We start from the raw sequence: 16,404 nt of genomic DNA on the forward strand, positions 1-16,404 counted from the left end.
CACTTGGCTGAACCCTGCCTTCAACAGGATCTTTTTCATTTCTTCGGGGGTATAAAAATCGGAAGCTGAATGGGCAAGATATTTATAGGCCGGTTTATCTCCCGAAAGCAAACCACCCACCGGCGCAGTGATATACCGCATCTGGGCGTGAAACAAACCACGCATCACAGGGTTATCAGGCTGACTGGTTTCCACAGCCACAAATTGTCCTCCGGGTCTCAACACCCGGAGTATCTGGGCAAAGAATTTATCCGTATCTGGATTCTTATAGGTCAGGTTACGAAAGGCAAAGGCAATGCCCACGCCATCAAAAAAGCCATCTTCATAGGGCAAATCGGCCGCATCTCCATAACGAAAATCGACCTTGCTGCCGTTCCTTTCTGAAGCTTTCTTGCGTGCCAACTCAAGCATGGGCTGGCTGAAATCAATGGCATAAATTTCGGTTCCGGCAGGAGCATTTTTTTCGAGACGAAAGGCAAGGTCGCCCGTTCCGGTACAAAGATCCAAAAGCCTCTTGGGTTTATTATCCAGCAGCGCCTTCGTGGCTTTTTTGCGCCAGCTCTCATCGAATCGAAGGGTTAAGACACGGTTGATAAGGTCATATTTTGGGGGTACCGACATAAACATCTTTTGCAGGGGCCGGTAGTTTTTCTTTTCGGATGCTTCCAAGTTTCTAATTTTAAAGGTTCGGGAAATCAGTAGCATGCTAACAAGCAAAGAGGCCTTTTGGTTTAATCGGCTATCACTTTACCGGATTTTTCAGAAGCAACGCGGGGCCTGTTGACCAGCTCAATACCGATACCCAGCAATTCGCGAATCACCACAGAAGCACAAACACACCCAAAAATGGCCGGCATATAGGAGATTGTACCCACGGTGGTTTTCTTATTGGGTTCATTTTCCACGGGTGTTATGGCTTCCTCATCCACCAGCTCCGTTGAAAAGACCGCTTTAAAGCCCCCTAAAACACTCAAGCGGCGGAGGCGCTTGCGCAAAATCCTGGCCAGGTTGCAATGAAAGGTATTCGAGAAATCGGCCACCACGACTTTTGAAGGGTCAAGTTTTCCTCCTGCCCCCATAGAACTTACCAGAGGGAGGCCAAGTTTCACTGCGCTTTTTATCAGGAAGATCTTCGGGCTGAGGGTATCTATGGCATCTACTACATAATTGTATGATTGCTCAAGGATTTCATCGGTGCGTGCATCGCGCAGAAACTCATCATGCACCGTTAGTTTCAATTCAGGGTTGATATCAAGGAGCCGCTGGGCCATCAGGCTTGTTTTCCTTTTCCCGTGGGTTGATTCAAGGGCCAGTAGTTGCCGGTTACGGTTCGAGGGGTTAACCTGGTCTCCATCAGCAATGGTAAGCTGACCCACACCTGCCCGGCACAACATTTCAGCCGCATAAGCCCCTACCCCTCCCAGACCTGCAACAAACACATGCGCAGCGCGCAGTTTGTCCAGGTTCTCGGTCTTAATAAGCAATTCGGTGCGTTCCTGCCAGTGTGATGTATTCATTCGCTATTCCCCAAAAAGCTTTGTAAACCGTTTATAAATTCTTTCTCCGAGCACCTCCTGGTTGGTTTGTTTCAACTGGGCGGCACGATCATATACTGCCTCGATCTCCAGACCAGAATCGTCAGTCTCCAGAAAGAAATCATCCAGGCCAATATGAAGAAGGCTATGCAAAGCGCGATTGTGGTCCTTAATTATGGCGGGGCCAAATGAAAGCAGGCAGCCAGCATCGAGACATTGCTTTGCAAGTTGCGCCGATCCACTGAACCCATGAAAAATCCAGGGCTGGCTTGCCTTCAGTAGCTTCCTTAGGCCCAGCACCTCCTGAAAAGCACGCACGCAATGAATCACCAGGGGCATTTGGAGGGATTCAGATAGTTCAGCGTGGATCCTGAAAATGGCTTCCTGCATTTCCATTGGCATTTCAATGGCCTTATCCAGTCCGGTTTCTCCAACAGCAACCACCTTAGGATAGCCAAGGGCAAAATGCAACTGTTCCTTCAGGATTGCAGGATCCTCCTTACCACGGATATTCCAGGGATGCAATCCAACGGACAATAACTGGTCGCCGCTGGTGTTGAAACTGTCAATATCGGAAAGAAAAACATTGCGCAGTGACCTCACCCCCGGCCTGGCCGGTCCATGGGTATGCATATCAATAAAAAGTGGGTTTGTGTTCATTAAAACAAAGTTAAGAATTTAGGACTGACAGAAAAACATTTGTGAATATCCGCAAATTTTCCTTAAATTTGTACTCTTTTTTACAGCGCATTTTACGCTTAACTAAAAGATTTTCAACAACATAAGTAGATTTTTTCGAAACTTAAGGGTCAATAATATCAATTTTTTAAAATCAAAACAGATGAACGACAAAACGAAACAAGCAGATCAAATAGTTGATACTATAATGAAGAATAAAAAGGTATACTTCTTCGGCGGCAAGCGTGCCGATGGTGACTCTACCCTTCGTAACCTGCTTGGAGGTAAAGGCGCTAACCTGGCCGAGATGGTGAACATTGGAGCACCCGTACCTCCCGGATTTACAATTACCACAGAAGTTTGCACCCTCTATAACCTCCAAGGCCGCGAAAATGTGGTTGAGGCCATTAAAGCTGAAGTTCATGAAAACATGCGTAAAGTGGAAGCCCAGATGGGTGCCGGTTTCGGTGATAAGGATAACCCCCTGCTGATGTCGGTCCGTTCAGGTGCCAGGGCATCTATGCCTGGCATGATGGATACCGTCCTTAACCTGGGTTTGAACGAAGCCACCCTGGAGGGACTTGCCAAGAAAACCGGTAATGAACGCTTTGTATGGGACTCCTACCGCCGTTTCGTTCAGATGTACGGCGATGTGGTTATGGGCATGAAACCCGCAAATAAAGAAGACCACGATCCTTTTGATGAGATCATGGATCACCTCAAAGAAGAAAAAGGTGCCAAAAACGACCAGGACCTTTCCACCGATGACCTGAAAGAACTGGTTAAACGCTTCAAGAAGGCAGTGAAGGAAGTTACCGGAAAAGACTTCCCGGAAGACCCGTGGGAGCAGCTCTGGGGATCCGTAATGGCTGTTTTCGAATCGTGGAACAACCCCCGTGCCACCTATTATCGTAAAATGCACAACATCCCCGCAGAATGGGGAACCGCTGTAAACGTCCAGGCCATGGTATTTGGCAATATGGGCGACACTTCGGCTACTGGAGTGGCCTTTACCCGTGATGCTGCCACCGGTGAAAATATCTTCAATGGTGAATACCTTGTCAATGCACAGGGAGAAGACGTGGTGGCCGGTATCCGTACCCCCCGCCAGATCACCAAAGAAGGCTCACTGCGCTGGGCCAAACTACAGGGCGTAAGCGAAGAAGAAAGGAAAGCCAACTATCCTTCTCTGGAAGAGCTTTTTCCTGAGCTTTACAAGCAACTCGATGAACTGCAGAATAACCTGGAAAATCACTACCGTGATATGCAGGACCTGGAGTTCACCATTCAGGAAGGCAAACTTTGGATGCTTCAGACCCGCAATGGTAAACGTACTGGCCCAGCTATGGTGAAGATCGCGATGGATAAGATGCGCGATGGCAGCCTCAAGGAAGAAGAAGCCATTATGCGCGTTGAGCCCAACAAACTGGACGAGCTGCTCCACCCCGTTTTCGAGAAGAATGAATTGGCCAAATCCAAAATCCTGGCCAAAGGATTGCCCGCCTCCCCTGGTGCTGCCACCGGAAAAATTGTCTTCTTTGCCGATGATGCTGCTGAATGGGCTGCAAAAGGGGAAAAAGTAATTCTGGTGCGTTTGGAAACATCTCCTGAAGACCTGGCCGGTATGGATGCTGCTGAAGGTATTCTCACTGCCCGTGGAGGGATGACCTCACACGCAGCTGTTGTGGCTCGCGGCATGGGTAAATGCTGTGTGTCGGGCGCAGGTGCCTGCATCATTAATTACAAGAATAAAACAATGACCATTGGCAGCACTGTCTTGAAAGAAGGAGACTTCATTTCGCTGAACGGTACCACAGGTGAAGTAATTGATGGGAAAGTGAAGACCGTTGACCCGGAGATGAGCGGCGACTTTGCTGAATTGATGAATCTGGCCGAAAAGCATACCCGCATGTATGTCCGCACCAATGCTGACACCCCTAAGGATGCCCGCGTTGCACGCGAATTCGGTGCCAAGGGAATCGGTCTTTGCCGTACCGAACACATGTTCTTCGAAGGCGAACGCATCAAAGCCATGCGCGAAATGATTCTGGCTGATAATGAAGAAGGACGCCGCAAGGCCCTTAAGAAACTGTTGCCCATCCAGCGTGAGGACTTTGAAGGAATCTTCGAAGCCATGCAAGACCTGCCTGTAACAGTTCGTCTGCTTGACCCGCCTCTTCACGAATTCCTTCCCCAGGAGCCCGAAAACCAGGCTGTTATGGCCAAAGAAATGGGGATCACCCCCGAGGAAGTGAAAGCCAAGGTCGACTCTCTCCACGAACAAAACCCCATGCTGGGACACCGTGGATGCCGACTGGGTAATACCTATCCTGAAATCTCTGAGATGCAGGCACGCGCCATAATGGAAGCTGCCGTGAATCTGAAGAAAAAAGGCATCAAAGCCATCCCCGAGATTATGATCCCCCTCACGGGTACATTCGAAGAGATGAAACTCCAAGAAGAAATCGTTCGCACCACCTGTGAACAGGTGCTGGAAGAAAACAACGAGCGCATTGAATACCTGGTTGGTACAATGATCGAAATCCCCCGTGCTACCCTGATCGCTGACAAGATCGCCCAAACCGCCGAGTTCTTCTCGTTTGGTACCAATGACCTGACGCAGATGACCTTTGGCTACTCGCGCGACGATGCCGGGCGCTTCCTCCCCGTCTACCTGGAGAAGGGCCTGCTAAAGCACGATCCATTCCAGGTTCTTGACCAGGAAGGTGTTGGTCAGCTGGTACGCATTGGTGTTGAACGTGGCCGCCAGGGACGCCCAGGGCTGAAAGTGGGCATCTGTGGTGAACACGGCGGAGAACCCTCCTCTGTTGAATTCTGCAATAGCGTTGGAATGGACTATGTAAGCTGCTCACCCTTCCGCGTGCCCATCGCACGTCTGGCAGCAGCGCAGGCTGTGGTCCGCGAAAACCTCACCAAAAAAGGCGGTGCTGGTTATACCACTGCTTAATAAAAGGTAATTATTATCAAAAAAGCTGCTTCGGGGCCCGGAGCAGCTTTTTTTGTTTTCCGTTTTTTTAAATTTCTAAAACCACTACAAAAAAAGCTTAAAGGAGACACAAAAACCTCAAAATTTTTAAAAAAAGATAATCTTTCTTTGTGTCTCTTTGTTTTATTTTTTTGTGGAACTTTGTGTAATAGCTTATTTTTTATTTTCTCAAGATGGTGAAAATGAGCTTGGAAATAGAGAACAGGCTATCAAACATTATCATTGGATGTGCTATTGAAGTCCACAAATTATTAGGGCCAGGAATACTCGAATCCGCATATAAAGAATGCTTGTATTACGAATTAATAAGATCAGGCCTGAATGTCCAAAATGAAAAACCAATGCCTGTCATTTACAAGAAAGTGAAACTTGATCATGGTTATCGCATCGACTTACTTGTTGAGGATAGGGTAGTTATTGAGATTAAAATAACGGACTGCTTTACAGACGTGCATCTTGCACAGGTCCTTACCTATTTAAGACTTGGCAACTAAAGGCTTGGGCTGCTGCTTAATTTCAACGTAACCACAAAAAAAAACGGTATTAAAAGAATCATTTATAAAAAACCAAACCTTACTCCGGAAAATAACTTTCTCTTATCGCCTTAAACTCCGATCCTTCCTTCCATTTTGGCCAATCATTGCTGTTCGCCAGTTTCCAGGCGATATAAAATGCCAGGCGCGCATCCTCCACGATGCCATCCATGTTCCAGGTCTCAGCCTCATATTTGTCTGCTGGTTTATGATAGTTATTAGCCAGCCAATCTTTTTCCTTTTGTGCCATCCATTCGCGGCCGTGTTCACGATGATCCATATTACCCCGGGCAAAAAGCGCGGGCACTCCTGCCCTAGCAAAGGCAAAATGGTCAGCACGATAATACATCCCTGACTCAGGCGTGGGGTCGGCCACCACATAACGATCCTGCCTTTGCGCTGCTTCCTCCACCAGATCATCCAGGGTCGATTGCCCGAAACCGGTAATCATCACATCGTGCATCCGCCCAACGGGAAGCATCAGGTCGTTGTTGAAGTTAGCCACCGTCTTTTCCAGCGGAAATGCAGGATGTTTTGCATACCAAAGGGCGCCCAACAGCCCTTGTTCTTCAGCGGTAGGTGCCAGAAACATCAACGAACGACGGGACCTGTTTTCCAGTTTGCCAAAAGCTTTGGCTATTTCCAGCATCCAGGCAAGGGAAGTGCCATTATCTACCGCACCACGATAAATGGAATCACCGTTTATCACGGGGCCAATGCCAAAATGATCCCAGTGAGCCGAGAAAATAATGACCTCATCGGCAAGATCCGTACCCGGCATAACCCCAACCACGTTTTGAGATACATCATAGGTAAATGTGCTTTCCATCTCAAATGAAAGGCGGGTATTCAGATCAACAGCTTTGAAATTTGGCTCGGCGGCCTTTGCCGACAGTTCGGAGAATTCCAGCCCGGCAAATGAGAACAGTTCCTCAGCGGCCTCAGTAGTGAGCCAGCCCTCTACATCAGCAAACTCAGCATAACCGTTCTCATCCTGCAGGTAGAGGTTGGGTGAAACCGCCCCGTTTACCACCACACTCCAGGGGTAGCCCGCCCCTCGTGTATTATGTACGATAAGCAAACCTGTGGCACCTTGCCGCGCCGCTTCTTCATATTTATAGGTCCAGCGGCCATAATAGGTCATGGCATTCCCGGTGAAAAGATCCGGATCTCCTGTTGCCAGACCGGGGTCATTGACCAGCACCAAAACGATCTTTCCGCGAGCATCCAGCCCTTCGTAATCATTCCATCCGTATTCAGGGGCTACGATGCCATATCCGGCAAACACCACCGGGGCGTCCTCAATCTTTGTGAATGGCTGTACTTTTCGCGAAAAAGCCACAAATTCGCTGAGATTATTGAACATCAGCTCTCCTTTCCCATTCGTCAACCTGAGGGTTTCAGCTGGTTTCACCTTCACTTCAATCAGCGGCACCTCCTGGAAATAACTCCCGTTGAAGGCAGGCTCTAAACCGAGGCCGATGAACTGTTGCTGCAAATAATTAATGGTAAGTTCCTCGCCTTCAGTAAAAGGCGCACGACCCATAAATTCATCAGAGGCAAGCACCTTGATGTATTCTACCATGGCTTCTCCATCGATAACCGCTTCTGCCTGAAAAAAATCCTTATCTGCATTCGGGCTGCAACCAGGAACCCCAAGCCCAATGGCCAGTAAGATAATGATCACGTTCTTTTTCATGATTTTTGATTTGATGATACAAACCTAGTGCTTTCAGCCTTTCGCTGGAAGAAAATCTTTCATTTTTTCATCCTGAAAAATGAAAAAATAGATATGGCTAAAATATTTCCTTTTTCACTACATCTCATGTAGCATTTTTCTTAATTTTGGCACAAACCCTTTCGGGTTGTTTCCAATCATCCAATAAAACAATAAAAAACAATTTCATGCAGGATCTTACAACAGCGGGCAGCAACCAACTGCAAACGCCTGATTTGAGCCAGTATGGCATTCAGGATGTGAAAGAGATTTATTACAATCTCTCGTTTGATGAATTTTTCAACCATGAAACCAATCTTTCACTTGAGGGTTTTGAAAAAGGTTTCGTCACCAATCTGGGCGCGGTGGCGGTCGACACAGGCATTTTCACTGGCCGTTCCCCAAAGGACAAGTATATTGTCCGCGAGGAAACCTCACAAGACAATATCTGGTGGGCTGATGGGGGAAATAACCGCTCAGATAACAAGCCTATTTCAGAGGATGTGTGGAAAGAACTCAAGCAAAACACCCTGAATGAATTTCATGGTAAAAGGCTTTATGTCCAGGACGCCTATTGCGGAGCCAATGAGAATACGCGCCTGAAAATCAGGATTGTCACAGAAGTTGCCTGGATGGCTCACTTTGTTAAGAATATGTTTATCAGGCCAACCAAAGAAGAGCTAAAGGACTTTGAACCCGACTTTGTGATGCTCAATGCCTGCAAAACGGTCAACCCAAAGTGGAAGGAGCAAAAACTCCACTCAGAAGTTTATGTTGCCTTTAACCTGAAAGAAAAGTGTGCCGTGGTTGGCGGTACCTGGTATGGAGGGGAAATTAAGAAGGGTTTCTTCTCGATGATGAATTATTACCTGCCCCTCAAAGGAATTGCTGCCATGCATTGCTCGGCCAACATGGGCAAGGACGGTGATACCGCTATATTCTTCGGACTTTCAGGAACAGGAAAAACAACACTGTCGGCCGATCCTGAACGTTTCCTCATTGGTGACGACGAACACGGTTGGGACGATGAAGGCGTCTTCAACTTCGAAGGAGGATGCTATGCCAAATGCATCAACCTTTGCAAGGAAAATGAACCCGATATATATAACGCCATCCGCCGCGATGCCCTGCTCGAGAATGTTGTTTACGACCCAAAGACTGGTGAAGTAGATTTTGAAGACACCTCCAAAACCGAGAACACCCGGGTCTCCTACCCCATTTATCATATTCAGAACATCGTAAAACCGGTTTCAAAAGGCACCCACCCTAGAAAAATCATCTTTCTCACTGCCGATGCCTTTGGTGTCATTCCACCTGTATCGCGCCTGACACGTGACCAGGCAATGTATTATTTCCTTTGCGGGTACACTGCCAAGCTGGCTGGCACCGAACTTGGCATCAAAGAACCTGTACCTACCTTTTCGGCAGCTTTTGGGGCGGCCTTTCTGCTGCTCCACCCCACGGTCTATGCCCAGGAACTGGCCCGCAAGATGGATGCCAATGACTCAAACGCCTACCTGGTAAACACCGGATGGATCGGTGGCGCTTATGGCGTTGGCAAACGCATTGACCTCAGGAGCACGCGGAACATCATAACCGCCATCCTCGACGACTCGATTAACAATGCCGAATACGAGGAAATGGCGCCTTTTGGCCTGATGATACCCACAACGGTTAATGGCGTCAGTCCTGCAATCCTCAATCCACGGAATGCATGGAAATCGCCAGATGAATACAACAAGCAAGCCATTGGACTAGCACTAAAGTTCATTGAAAACTTCAGCCGGTTTACGGATACCGAAGAAGGCAAACGCCTGGAAACGGCAGGTCCCAAAGCCAGTATTTAAACATTTTTTTCTAAACCCCGGCAGCTTACCGGTTCCAATAACACCTCTCTGCTTGCACCAGACGGAATCCCTGCTGCCGGGTTTTTTAAGCCCAGAAGGCCCATCTTACGGTCTAACCCAAAGAATTTATACCTCTTATATTCATTTTTTATGTAATTTCCTTGCGAATGATTCAGAAAATCGTATTTTTGAATGTTAATTTTTTCATTATCAATTAATTTTTGTGTTATGGAAACCGGGATTGTTAAGTTTTTTAATGAGAAGAAGGGGTATGGTTTTATTGTTGATGACAAAACCGAAAAAGATGTTTTCGTTCACCACACTGGCCTATTAGACCCAATCACTAACGACGACAAAGTCACTTTCGAGATCGCGGAGGACGAAAGAGGAAAAAAAGCGGTGAACGTCAAAAAAGCCTGAAGTTTCATTGAAAAACTTGGAAAACCCCGCCTCCTAAAAGCGGGGTTTTTTTATGCCCGGAAAGGCCTTATGCATTTAAGTTTTGCCCAACCAATGATTTCCTATCCCATAATTACCTTTTTTCAAAACTCCTGTCGTTAGAAATGGCAAGAAAAAAGAGTTTTCTATCTTTCCTAACAAAGACAACCACAACAACCACGACAACCATCAAAATTTTTAACCTCCTTTTTCATTACCTTTGCACACCAGTAAAGCAGGCAAAACAGAGAAACCCGTGAGTTATTTCCAGGCACAGCAGATTACGAAAGCATATGGCGAGAAAGTCCTTTTTGAAGACCTGTCATTCAGCGTATCAGTCGGCCAAAAAGTAGGCCTGATTGCCCGTAACGGAACTGGCAAAACCACCCTGCTGAACATCATTGCAGGTCTTGACCAGCCTGATAGCGGGATTTGTACTTTCCAGAACGGCATCAAACAAGCCTACCTGCAACAGGAACCTTTTTTTAAGCCCAATCTGACCATCTCCGAAGCCCTGCTCAATGCCGATAACGAGATAAGCCGCACGGTCAGGGAATATGAAGAGCTCCTTTCTACGACGGGTGCCGGCCACGACACCAAACTCAACGAACGCTTGCACCTGCTGGTGGAACGTATGGATGCGCTTCAAGCATGGGACTATGAAAGCCGGGTGAAGCAAGTGCTGACCCAACTGAAGATTGGTCGTCTCGATGCAACGGTAGATGAACTTTCTGGTGGACAAGTGAAGCGTCTTGCCCTGGCGCGTATACTCATTGAAGAAGCCGACCTGATTCTGCTTGATGAGCCCACCAACCACCTTGACCTGGAAATGATTGAATGGCTCGAATCTTACCTCGCCCGAAAAAAACTTACCATACTGCTCGTCACCCACGACCGCTATTTTCTCGACGCTGTTTGCAATGAAATCATTGAGCTGGAAAACGGAAAACTTTATAACTATCGCGGAAACTATTCCTACTTCCTCGAAAAGAAACAAGAGCGTCTGGAAGCCGAAACGGCTTTTGCCGACCGTGCCACCAACCTTTTGCGCAAAGAAACCGAATGGATGCGTCGCATGCCCCAGGCCCGCACCACCAAGTCGAAAGCCCGCATCGACTCCTTCTACGAACTGAAGGATCAGGCCGTCCGCAGCAACGAAACGGGCGTAGGAGAGATAAAAATGGAAATGGCACGCTTGGGGAAGAAGATCCTTGAATTGGAAAATATTACCAAACGCTTTGACGGCAAGCCCTATGTAAACGATTTCAGCTATGTGTTCAAACGCGGCGAACGGGCCGGCATCGTCGGGCCCAACGGCAGCGGCAAGTCAACCCTGCTTAACCTCATCACCAGCAGCATTCAGGCCGACAGCGGAAAAATCACCATCGGCGAAACCATCCGCTACGGCTATTACCGCCAGGAAGGCCTGCAGGTGAACGACAACAAAAAGGTGATTGAAGTCATCAGCGACATCGCCGAAAGCATCAGCCTGGGCAAGGGCAAGGCTTTCACCGCCTCGCAGTTCCTGCATTACTTCAACTTTCCTTATCACGTGCAGAATGACTATGCCGGCAAACTTAGCGGAGGTGAAAAAAGAAGGCTTTACCTGATGACCGTGCTGATGCAGAATCCCAACTTCCTCATCCTCGACGAGCCCACCAACGACCTCGACATTGCCACCCTCAACGTGCTGGAGGATTTCCTGGAAAACTATGAAGGGTGCCTGCTCATTGTGTCGCACGACCGCTACTTTCTGGATCGTCTGGTGGATCACGTGTTTGTCTTCGGAGAAAACGGCCGCATCAAGGATTTTCCAGGCAATTACACCCAATACCGCCTGAGCCGCAACAAACAGGTGCAAGCTGAAAAAAAGACAGAGAAAGCCGAAACCCCGGCAAAGCCTGAAAAAACTAAAGAGAAAACAAAGCTCACCTTCAAGGAACAAAAGGAATTTGAGATACTCGAAAAGGAAATTGAAGTCCTCGAAGTGCGGAAGGCAGAACTCATTGAGAAAATGAACACGGGTAAACTTTCCCCCGAAGAACTCCTGGATGCCTCACAAAAATATGCCGAAACCGAAGAGGCCCTTGAAACTAAAACCAACCGCTGGATCGAGCTATCCGAATGGGCTTAAAATAGCATTCTTATCTCCAAACATAAACCCCACTTGGTAAGAAAGTTGGCAGGAGCTCAATCAGAGGAAATGCACGATCCAGGTTGTTTGTTCCCTTACACTCCATTTCATTGATACTGCTGAACGTTTTGGCAATAATCATCCAAACCCTTTGGACCATTATCCCCTGTCAATTTCTCATTTTTCAGCATTCTCCTTTCACAGACCTGCCAAAGACCTACCACGGTCGTGTGAAAACGTCTGAAACACGACCATGGTACGACCATGGTCAGAAGGGGGTAAGAGTTTTATCGACAGATATATAATTTTTTACCATAAAAAATGTTTTTATAATTATTATATATATACCTGATTTTCAATACATTGAAGCTATTGTATAAAAAATGATCAGGCTTGCTTTGAGGGTTCTGTGACTAGTTAGCTGAAAAGCCATAAAAAAACCGCCCCGGGGAATTCCGGAGCGATTCAAATATTCCATCCTTAAAGGGATTTATGCGTTGAGCATCACAGGCATTACAAGCATCAGGATGTCTTCGTCCTTGTTTTCGTTATCGACCGGGAGGATCAGGCCTGCCCGGTTGGGTTCCGACATTTCGACCTTGATTTGATCGGTGTCGAGGTTCTGGAGCATTTCGACCAGGAAGCGGCTGTTGAAACCGATCTCGATGTCTTCGCCTTCATAGCTGCAAGCGAGCCTTTCGCGCGCTTCATTGCTGTAGTCGAGGTCTTCGGCCGAGAGGGTCAGCTCACTGCCGGCGATACGCAGTTTAACCTGGTATGTGGTCTTGTTGGAAAAGATTGAAACCCTGCGAATGCTGGTCAGGAAAGGATTGCGGTCAACCGTCATCTTGTTGGGGTTTTCCTTGGGAATGACAGCAATGTAATTAGGATATTTTCCGTCGATCAGGCGGCACACCATGATGATGTTCCGGAACGTAAAACGGGCGTTGGTACTGCTGTAGTCCACCTTCACGGTGTCGTCTTCCTGGGCAAGGATATGTTTCAGCTGGTTAAGCGGTTTTTTGGGGAGTATGAAGCTGGCTTCGTCATTGCTTTTCACGTCGAGGCGACGGTAGCGCACCTGTTTGTGGGCATCGGTGGCGACAAAGGTTGTCCCTTCCTGCCCAATCTCGCAGAACACACCAGCCATCACGGGACGCAGGTCGTCATTGCTGGCGGCAAAGAGGGTCTTGTTAATGGCCTCAAACAAAACATCCGACTCAATGTTGAAGGTGGATTCACTTTCAATGGCAGGAACCTGGGGATATTCATCACCATTCTGGCCTGCCAGTTTGTATTTCCCTTCGCCTGCAGTCAGTGTAACCCCAAAATTATTTTCATCAATATCGAGGGTCACAGGAATGTCGGAGAAGGTCTTCAGAGTGTCGAGCAGGATCTTGGCGGGAATGGCCACGCTGCCTTCGCCTTCCGACATGTCAACGCTGATGCGGGCAATCATGGTAGTTTCCAGGTCAGATGCCGATATTTTGATCTCGCTGTCGGTTAGTTCAAACAGGAAATTATCCAAAATGGGCAGGGTATTGTTGGTACTCAGCACCCCGCTGATGGCCTGCAGTTGTTTAAGCAACAACGAACTGGATACAATAAATTTCATACTTTACCTGATTTTTAATTATGTGTAGCAAAGATAGTTTTTTATTAAAGATATGCTTTAAAATGCCCCAAATTTTTGGCCTCAGCTGTTTTCTGCAGATTCGGGATTTAGCAGAAAAAAAGAGAAGGGCCTTATGATGCGGCTAAAGACAAAGTATTGTGCCAGGGCAAAGGCTCCATCATTCACTTGGAGGTAGAAGCGGTTGGGGTCTGTATCAGTGCCCGGTGCAAGGTCTTGCAGCATTTCGGAACTGGCTTCGCGATAGAAAAAACGCATCCGGGTGGTCTGTCCGTTCTGAGCGGTCACACTGATCTCCAGGAAAAAGGGGCTGCGCATTTCCCGCAAACGTAGGCTGTCGTCTTCACCCGTCAAAAGTTTCTCATAGTGCATCTCCGTAAACGAATCAAGGAAGCGGCTGACTTTCGGCCAATCCACCAGCGCCGGATCCACTTTCTGCCCTTTATGAAAAAGGTGTATCTCATCGGACTGCTGTTCCAGGCGATAGGATTCGTCTTCCCTTTCGGGGAAGTTCACCTCAACGCTCTGGATTTGTTTGGATGCGAGGTCAAGTACCACGGGGTCGCGCCAGCTGGTTTCCCCGGTAGAAAAAAGGTCAGCCAGTCCGCCCTCAATGCCGGGAACGTGGACGGCAAAGGGCATATCCGAGCGGTAGAGCCGCATATAAGTGCTTTCTCCATCAGGGGTGTCATCACCCGTAAGAAGCCGCTGTATTCGCTTGGTACGCGGGATAAGGTTAAGGCCGCCAGGTAATCTGATCCAGGGGGTGCGTGCATAAATGGTGACCAATACACCCTCTTGTTCAAGCGCATCGTTGACCTGATCCTGATCAGCGAGTGCCACAGGCAGACGAACCGTTAAATGCCGGAGGGTGCCAAGCAACTCCCTGACCGCAGATTCGTTGGCCCTGAAGTGGTTGTTGACCTGCCATATGCCAGAAGGGTCTTTTTCAAGCAAAAGAAGTTCGCCATTCTGCCGTTGCATTTCAATGCGAACCACCTCAGTATCTTCGCCCGGGATACGGAAATTACGATCACGCTGACTCAGCGAGCCTTTTTTTTCCGAAAGGTAGAAATATAACCCAAAGGCAGCCAGCAGTAAGACCAGAATCAGGAGAATGGTAGCAGTTCTTTTCATTTCTTAAAGTGATTTGCCTGCATAACGGCGTTTGCGCCAAAGGAAACGAAGGATGCCGAAAACGGTCAGCAACAGCACCGGGACCAGGAGGTTGATTAACTGGATGAAGATTTTATCGCGGTTCACGCGGGTTCGATCGAGCATGCGTAAGCGCACATCCTTAACCCTTGCCTCGAGGATGCCTGAATCATCGGCCAGGTAGTTTACGGCATTCATAATAAAATCACGGTTGGCAAATGTCTCGCCTGAATAACGGTCATATCCCAGGGGCAGGGGTTGTCCACCTTGTCCAAATTGGTTACGGATCAGATCGCCATCGGTCACCACGATCATGGCTGTAGGCACGCTCTCGTCGCGGGCTTGAAAGCCTTCGGGGAGCGTAATGGCGGGTATTATTCGGTTTCGGAATACCGACTGAAAATTGCCTTCGAGGAGTGCAGCCACGGGCTGAGGCCCTGCTGCATATTCCTGCTCATTGGGTTGTTGCTGTAACAGGTCGAGGGCCACCCGGGCAGGGGTTGGCACCACGCGCGTATAGGGCGAGGTCTTCAGCAAAATGGTTTTCATAACGCCTTCGGCAGTGACCGTATCGAGGCTGCTGATGAATTCGCTGCGGACCAGGTTGAGGTTTTTAACAATCTTATGATCTCCCACAGGATCGAGAAGAGGGAAGAAATACCAGGGCATCAGGCTGATCTGCGGACGGTCGCCTATCATTCCGGTGGTCACCGGAATGGGCGCTGCCCGGAGATCCATCAACAGGTCAGTATTCATTCTTACCCCATAGCGAAACAGCATGTCCTCGAGATTCAGGGGCCATGCCATGCCAATGGATTCGAAGTCAGGCGGAACCAGGCTATCCATACTAGCAAAAACCGGGTCGACCAACCAGAGCATAGAGCCTCCCTGCATAATATACTGATCGAGGAGATATTTTTCATCTTCTGAAAAGGCAATCCGGGGCTTGGCAATGATCAGCGTCCGGTATTCAAGGATTTCTTCCAGGTTATCGTCAAGGCGCAGCCTTTCAACCTGGTAAAAATCATTGAGTGAGGTGGCAATATCGGCAATATACTGGTTTTCCTGCTCGCCATGCCCTTCAAGGAAGGCAATTTTTTGTTTCTTTTCAGTGGTGAGCTGGCGTATTGTATTGGCCAGGTTGTATTCGAGCGCCTGACCCGAGTTGTTAAGTACATCTTCAGCAGGCTTACCCACCTGATCCTGGAGCAATTGAAGGGGCACTTCCTTTCCACGATAGCTTACCAGGGCGCCGGGAAAAATGACTTGCTGGGAAGAGGCGTCGGTTTCGCGCACCTGTAGCTGGGTGGGCTGCAGGCCTTTCTGGACAAGCATATCCATCAGGCCTTCGCGCTCAGGGGATTCCGTTGGGTTGATAAACTCGTATTGCACGTTGCTTGAATAAGCCCTGAACTCATCAAGCATTTCGCGGGTCTGGTTGCGCAGGCGCTTGAAACCGGCAGGGAAATCCCCTTCGAGGTACACCCGGAAAAACACCAGGTCGTCGAGTTGCCGCAACATGTTGCGGGTGCCTTCAGTCAGGGAGTAACGCTTTTCGGAGGTCAGGTCGCAGCGGGCAAATTTCACTGTACCCAGGGCATTGACGGCAAGGATGATGGCAAGTCCCAGCAGCAGTTGCTGGATGTTGCGGCGTTTCACATCCCTGCGGGCAGGGCTTGTGCGGGATGGATCGGGTTTATTGAGTTTGCTGAATATCTTCATTTCGA

General features: G+C 48.4%; 13 protein-coding genes. 5 read left to right on the top strand and 8 right to left on the bottom strand.

Annotated features, from left to right (window positions below; translation table 11 throughout):
• From V2I46_07255 to V2I46_07265, 3 genes are all read right to left on the bottom strand, one after another.
• A partial coding sequence (locus V2I46_07255; GenBank protein ID MEE4177289.1) for a ubiquinone/menaquinone biosynthesis methyltransferase occupies positions 1–669 on the bottom strand: 669 nt, incomplete at its 3' end.
• 62 nt (positions 670–731) lie between these two features.
• A complete protein-coding gene (locus V2I46_07260; protein MEE4177290.1) occupies positions 732–1,517 on the bottom strand; it encodes a tRNA threonylcarbamoyladenosine dehydratase in 786 nt (261 codons plus the stop codon).
• Positions 1,518–1,520: 3 nt separating this feature from the next.
• Entirely contained in the window at positions 1,521–2,195 is a 675-nt protein-coding gene (locus tag V2I46_07265) for a TatD family hydrolase (GenBank protein ID MEE4177291.1), read from the bottom strand.
• 226 nt (positions 2,196–2,421) lie between these two features.
• On the opposite strand from V2I46_07265, the gene ppdK reads away from it, so the two are divergent.
• Positions 2,422–5,181 (top strand): pyruvate, phosphate dikinase, encoded by a 2,760-nt coding sequence (ppdK, locus tag V2I46_07270; GenBank protein MEE4177292.1) that lies wholly within the window; start codon positions 2,422–2,424, stop codon positions 5,179–5,181.
• A 221-nt stretch (positions 5,182–5,402) separates the two neighbouring features.
• On the top strand, positions 5,403–5,714 hold the full coding sequence (locus tag V2I46_07275) for a GxxExxY protein (protein ID MEE4177293.1): 312 nt from the start codon (positions 5,403–5,405) through the stop codon (positions 5,712–5,714).
• A 79-nt stretch (positions 5,715–5,793) separates the two neighbouring features.
• Here V2I46_07275 and V2I46_07280 read toward each other — a convergent pair whose 3' ends face one another.
• Positions 5,794–7,452: a M28 family metallopeptidase gene (locus tag V2I46_07280; GenBank protein MEE4177294.1), complete on the bottom strand. Its 1,659-nt coding sequence runs from the start codon at positions 7,450–7,452 to the stop codon at positions 5,794–5,796.
• 239 nt (positions 7,453–7,691) lie between these two features.
• Here V2I46_07280 and pckA point away from each other — a divergent pair, with 239 nt between their 5' ends.
• A complete protein-coding gene (gene pckA / locus V2I46_07285; protein MEE4177295.1) occupies positions 7,692–9,317 on the top strand; it encodes a phosphoenolpyruvate carboxykinase (ATP) in 1,626 nt (541 codons plus the stop codon).
• On the opposite strand, the gene V2I46_07290 is transcribed toward pckA, so the two are convergent.
• Entirely contained in the window at positions 9,314–9,610 is a 297-nt protein-coding gene (locus tag V2I46_07290) for a hypothetical protein (GenBank protein ID MEE4177296.1), read from the bottom strand. The genes pckA and V2I46_07290 overlap by 4 nt on opposite strands.
• Between V2I46_07290 and V2I46_07295 the strand changes: the two genes are divergently transcribed.
• Positions 9,546–9,737, top strand: coding sequence for a cold shock domain-containing protein (locus V2I46_07295; GenBank protein MEE4177297.1), 192 nt, complete (start codon positions 9,546–9,548; stop codon positions 9,735–9,737). The two genes, V2I46_07290 and V2I46_07295, sit on opposite strands and share 65 nt — an antisense overlap.
• A 274-nt stretch (positions 9,738–10,011) precedes the next feature.
• Entirely contained in the window at positions 10,012–11,889 is a 1,878-nt protein-coding gene (locus V2I46_07300) for an ABC-F family ATP-binding cassette domain-containing protein (protein MEE4177298.1), read from the top strand.
• A 490-nt stretch (positions 11,890–12,379) separates the two neighbouring features.
• Here the strand turns inward: V2I46_07300 and dnaN are convergent, their stop codons facing one another.
• From dnaN to gldG, 3 genes are all read right to left on the bottom strand, one after another.
• Positions 12,380–13,504 (bottom strand): DNA polymerase III subunit beta, encoded by a 1,125-nt coding sequence (gene dnaN, locus V2I46_07305; GenBank protein ID MEE4177299.1) that lies wholly within the window; start codon positions 13,502–13,504, stop codon positions 12,380–12,382.
• An 81-nt stretch (positions 13,505–13,585) separates the two neighbouring features.
• Positions 13,586–14,659: a DUF4340 domain-containing protein gene (locus tag V2I46_07310; GenBank protein ID MEE4177300.1), complete on the bottom strand. Its 1,074-nt coding sequence runs from the start codon at positions 14,657–14,659 to the stop codon at positions 13,586–13,588.
• A gap of 3 nt (positions 14,660–14,662) precedes the next feature.
• Complete coding sequence (gene gldG / locus V2I46_07315) at positions 14,663–16,399, bottom strand: gliding motility-associated ABC transporter substrate-binding protein GldG (GenBank protein ID MEE4177301.1); 1,737 nt, start codon at positions 16,397–16,399, stop codon at positions 14,663–14,665.
• Positions 16,400–16,404: the final 5 nt, after the last annotated feature.

Origin of the sequence: Bacteroides sp. (assembly GCA_036351255.1) — a bacterium.
Classification (GTDB): Bacteria; Bacteroidota; Bacteroidia; order Bacteroidales; family UBA7960; genus UBA7960.

Excerpts from the sequence above, each read along its gene's own strand:
- V2I46_07260 (MEE4177290.1), bottom strand. The coding sequence starts at position 1,517 with ATGAATACATCACACTGGCAGGAACGCACCGAATTGCTTATTAAGACC.
- V2I46_07265 (MEE4177291.1), bottom strand. The coding sequence starts at position 2,195 with ATGAACACAAACCCACTTTTTATTGATATGCATACCCATGGACCGGCC.
- ppdK (MEE4177292.1), top strand. The coding sequence starts at position 2,422 with ATGAAGAATAAAAAGGTATACTTCTTCGGCGGCAAGCGTGCCGATGGT.
- V2I46_07275 (MEE4177293.1), top strand. The coding sequence starts at position 5,403 with ATGAGCTTGGAAATAGAGAACAGGCTATCAAACATTATCATTGGATGT.
- V2I46_07280 (MEE4177294.1), bottom strand. The coding sequence starts at position 7,452 with ATGAAAAAGAACGTGATCATTATCTTACTGGCCATTGGGCTTGGGGTT.
- V2I46_07295 (MEE4177297.1), top strand. The coding sequence starts at position 9,546 with ATGGAAACCGGGATTGTTAAGTTTTTTAATGAGAAGAAGGGGTATGGT.
- dnaN (MEE4177299.1), bottom strand. The coding sequence starts at position 13,504 with ATGAAATTTATTGTATCCAGTTCGTTGTTGCTTAAACAACTGCAGGCC.
- V2I46_07310 (MEE4177300.1), bottom strand. The coding sequence starts at position 14,659 with ATGAAAAGAACTGCTACCATTCTCCTGATTCTGGTCTTACTGCTGGCT.
- gldG (MEE4177301.1), bottom strand. The coding sequence starts at position 16,399 with ATGAAGATATTCAGCAAACTCAATAAACCCGATCCATCCCGCACAAGC.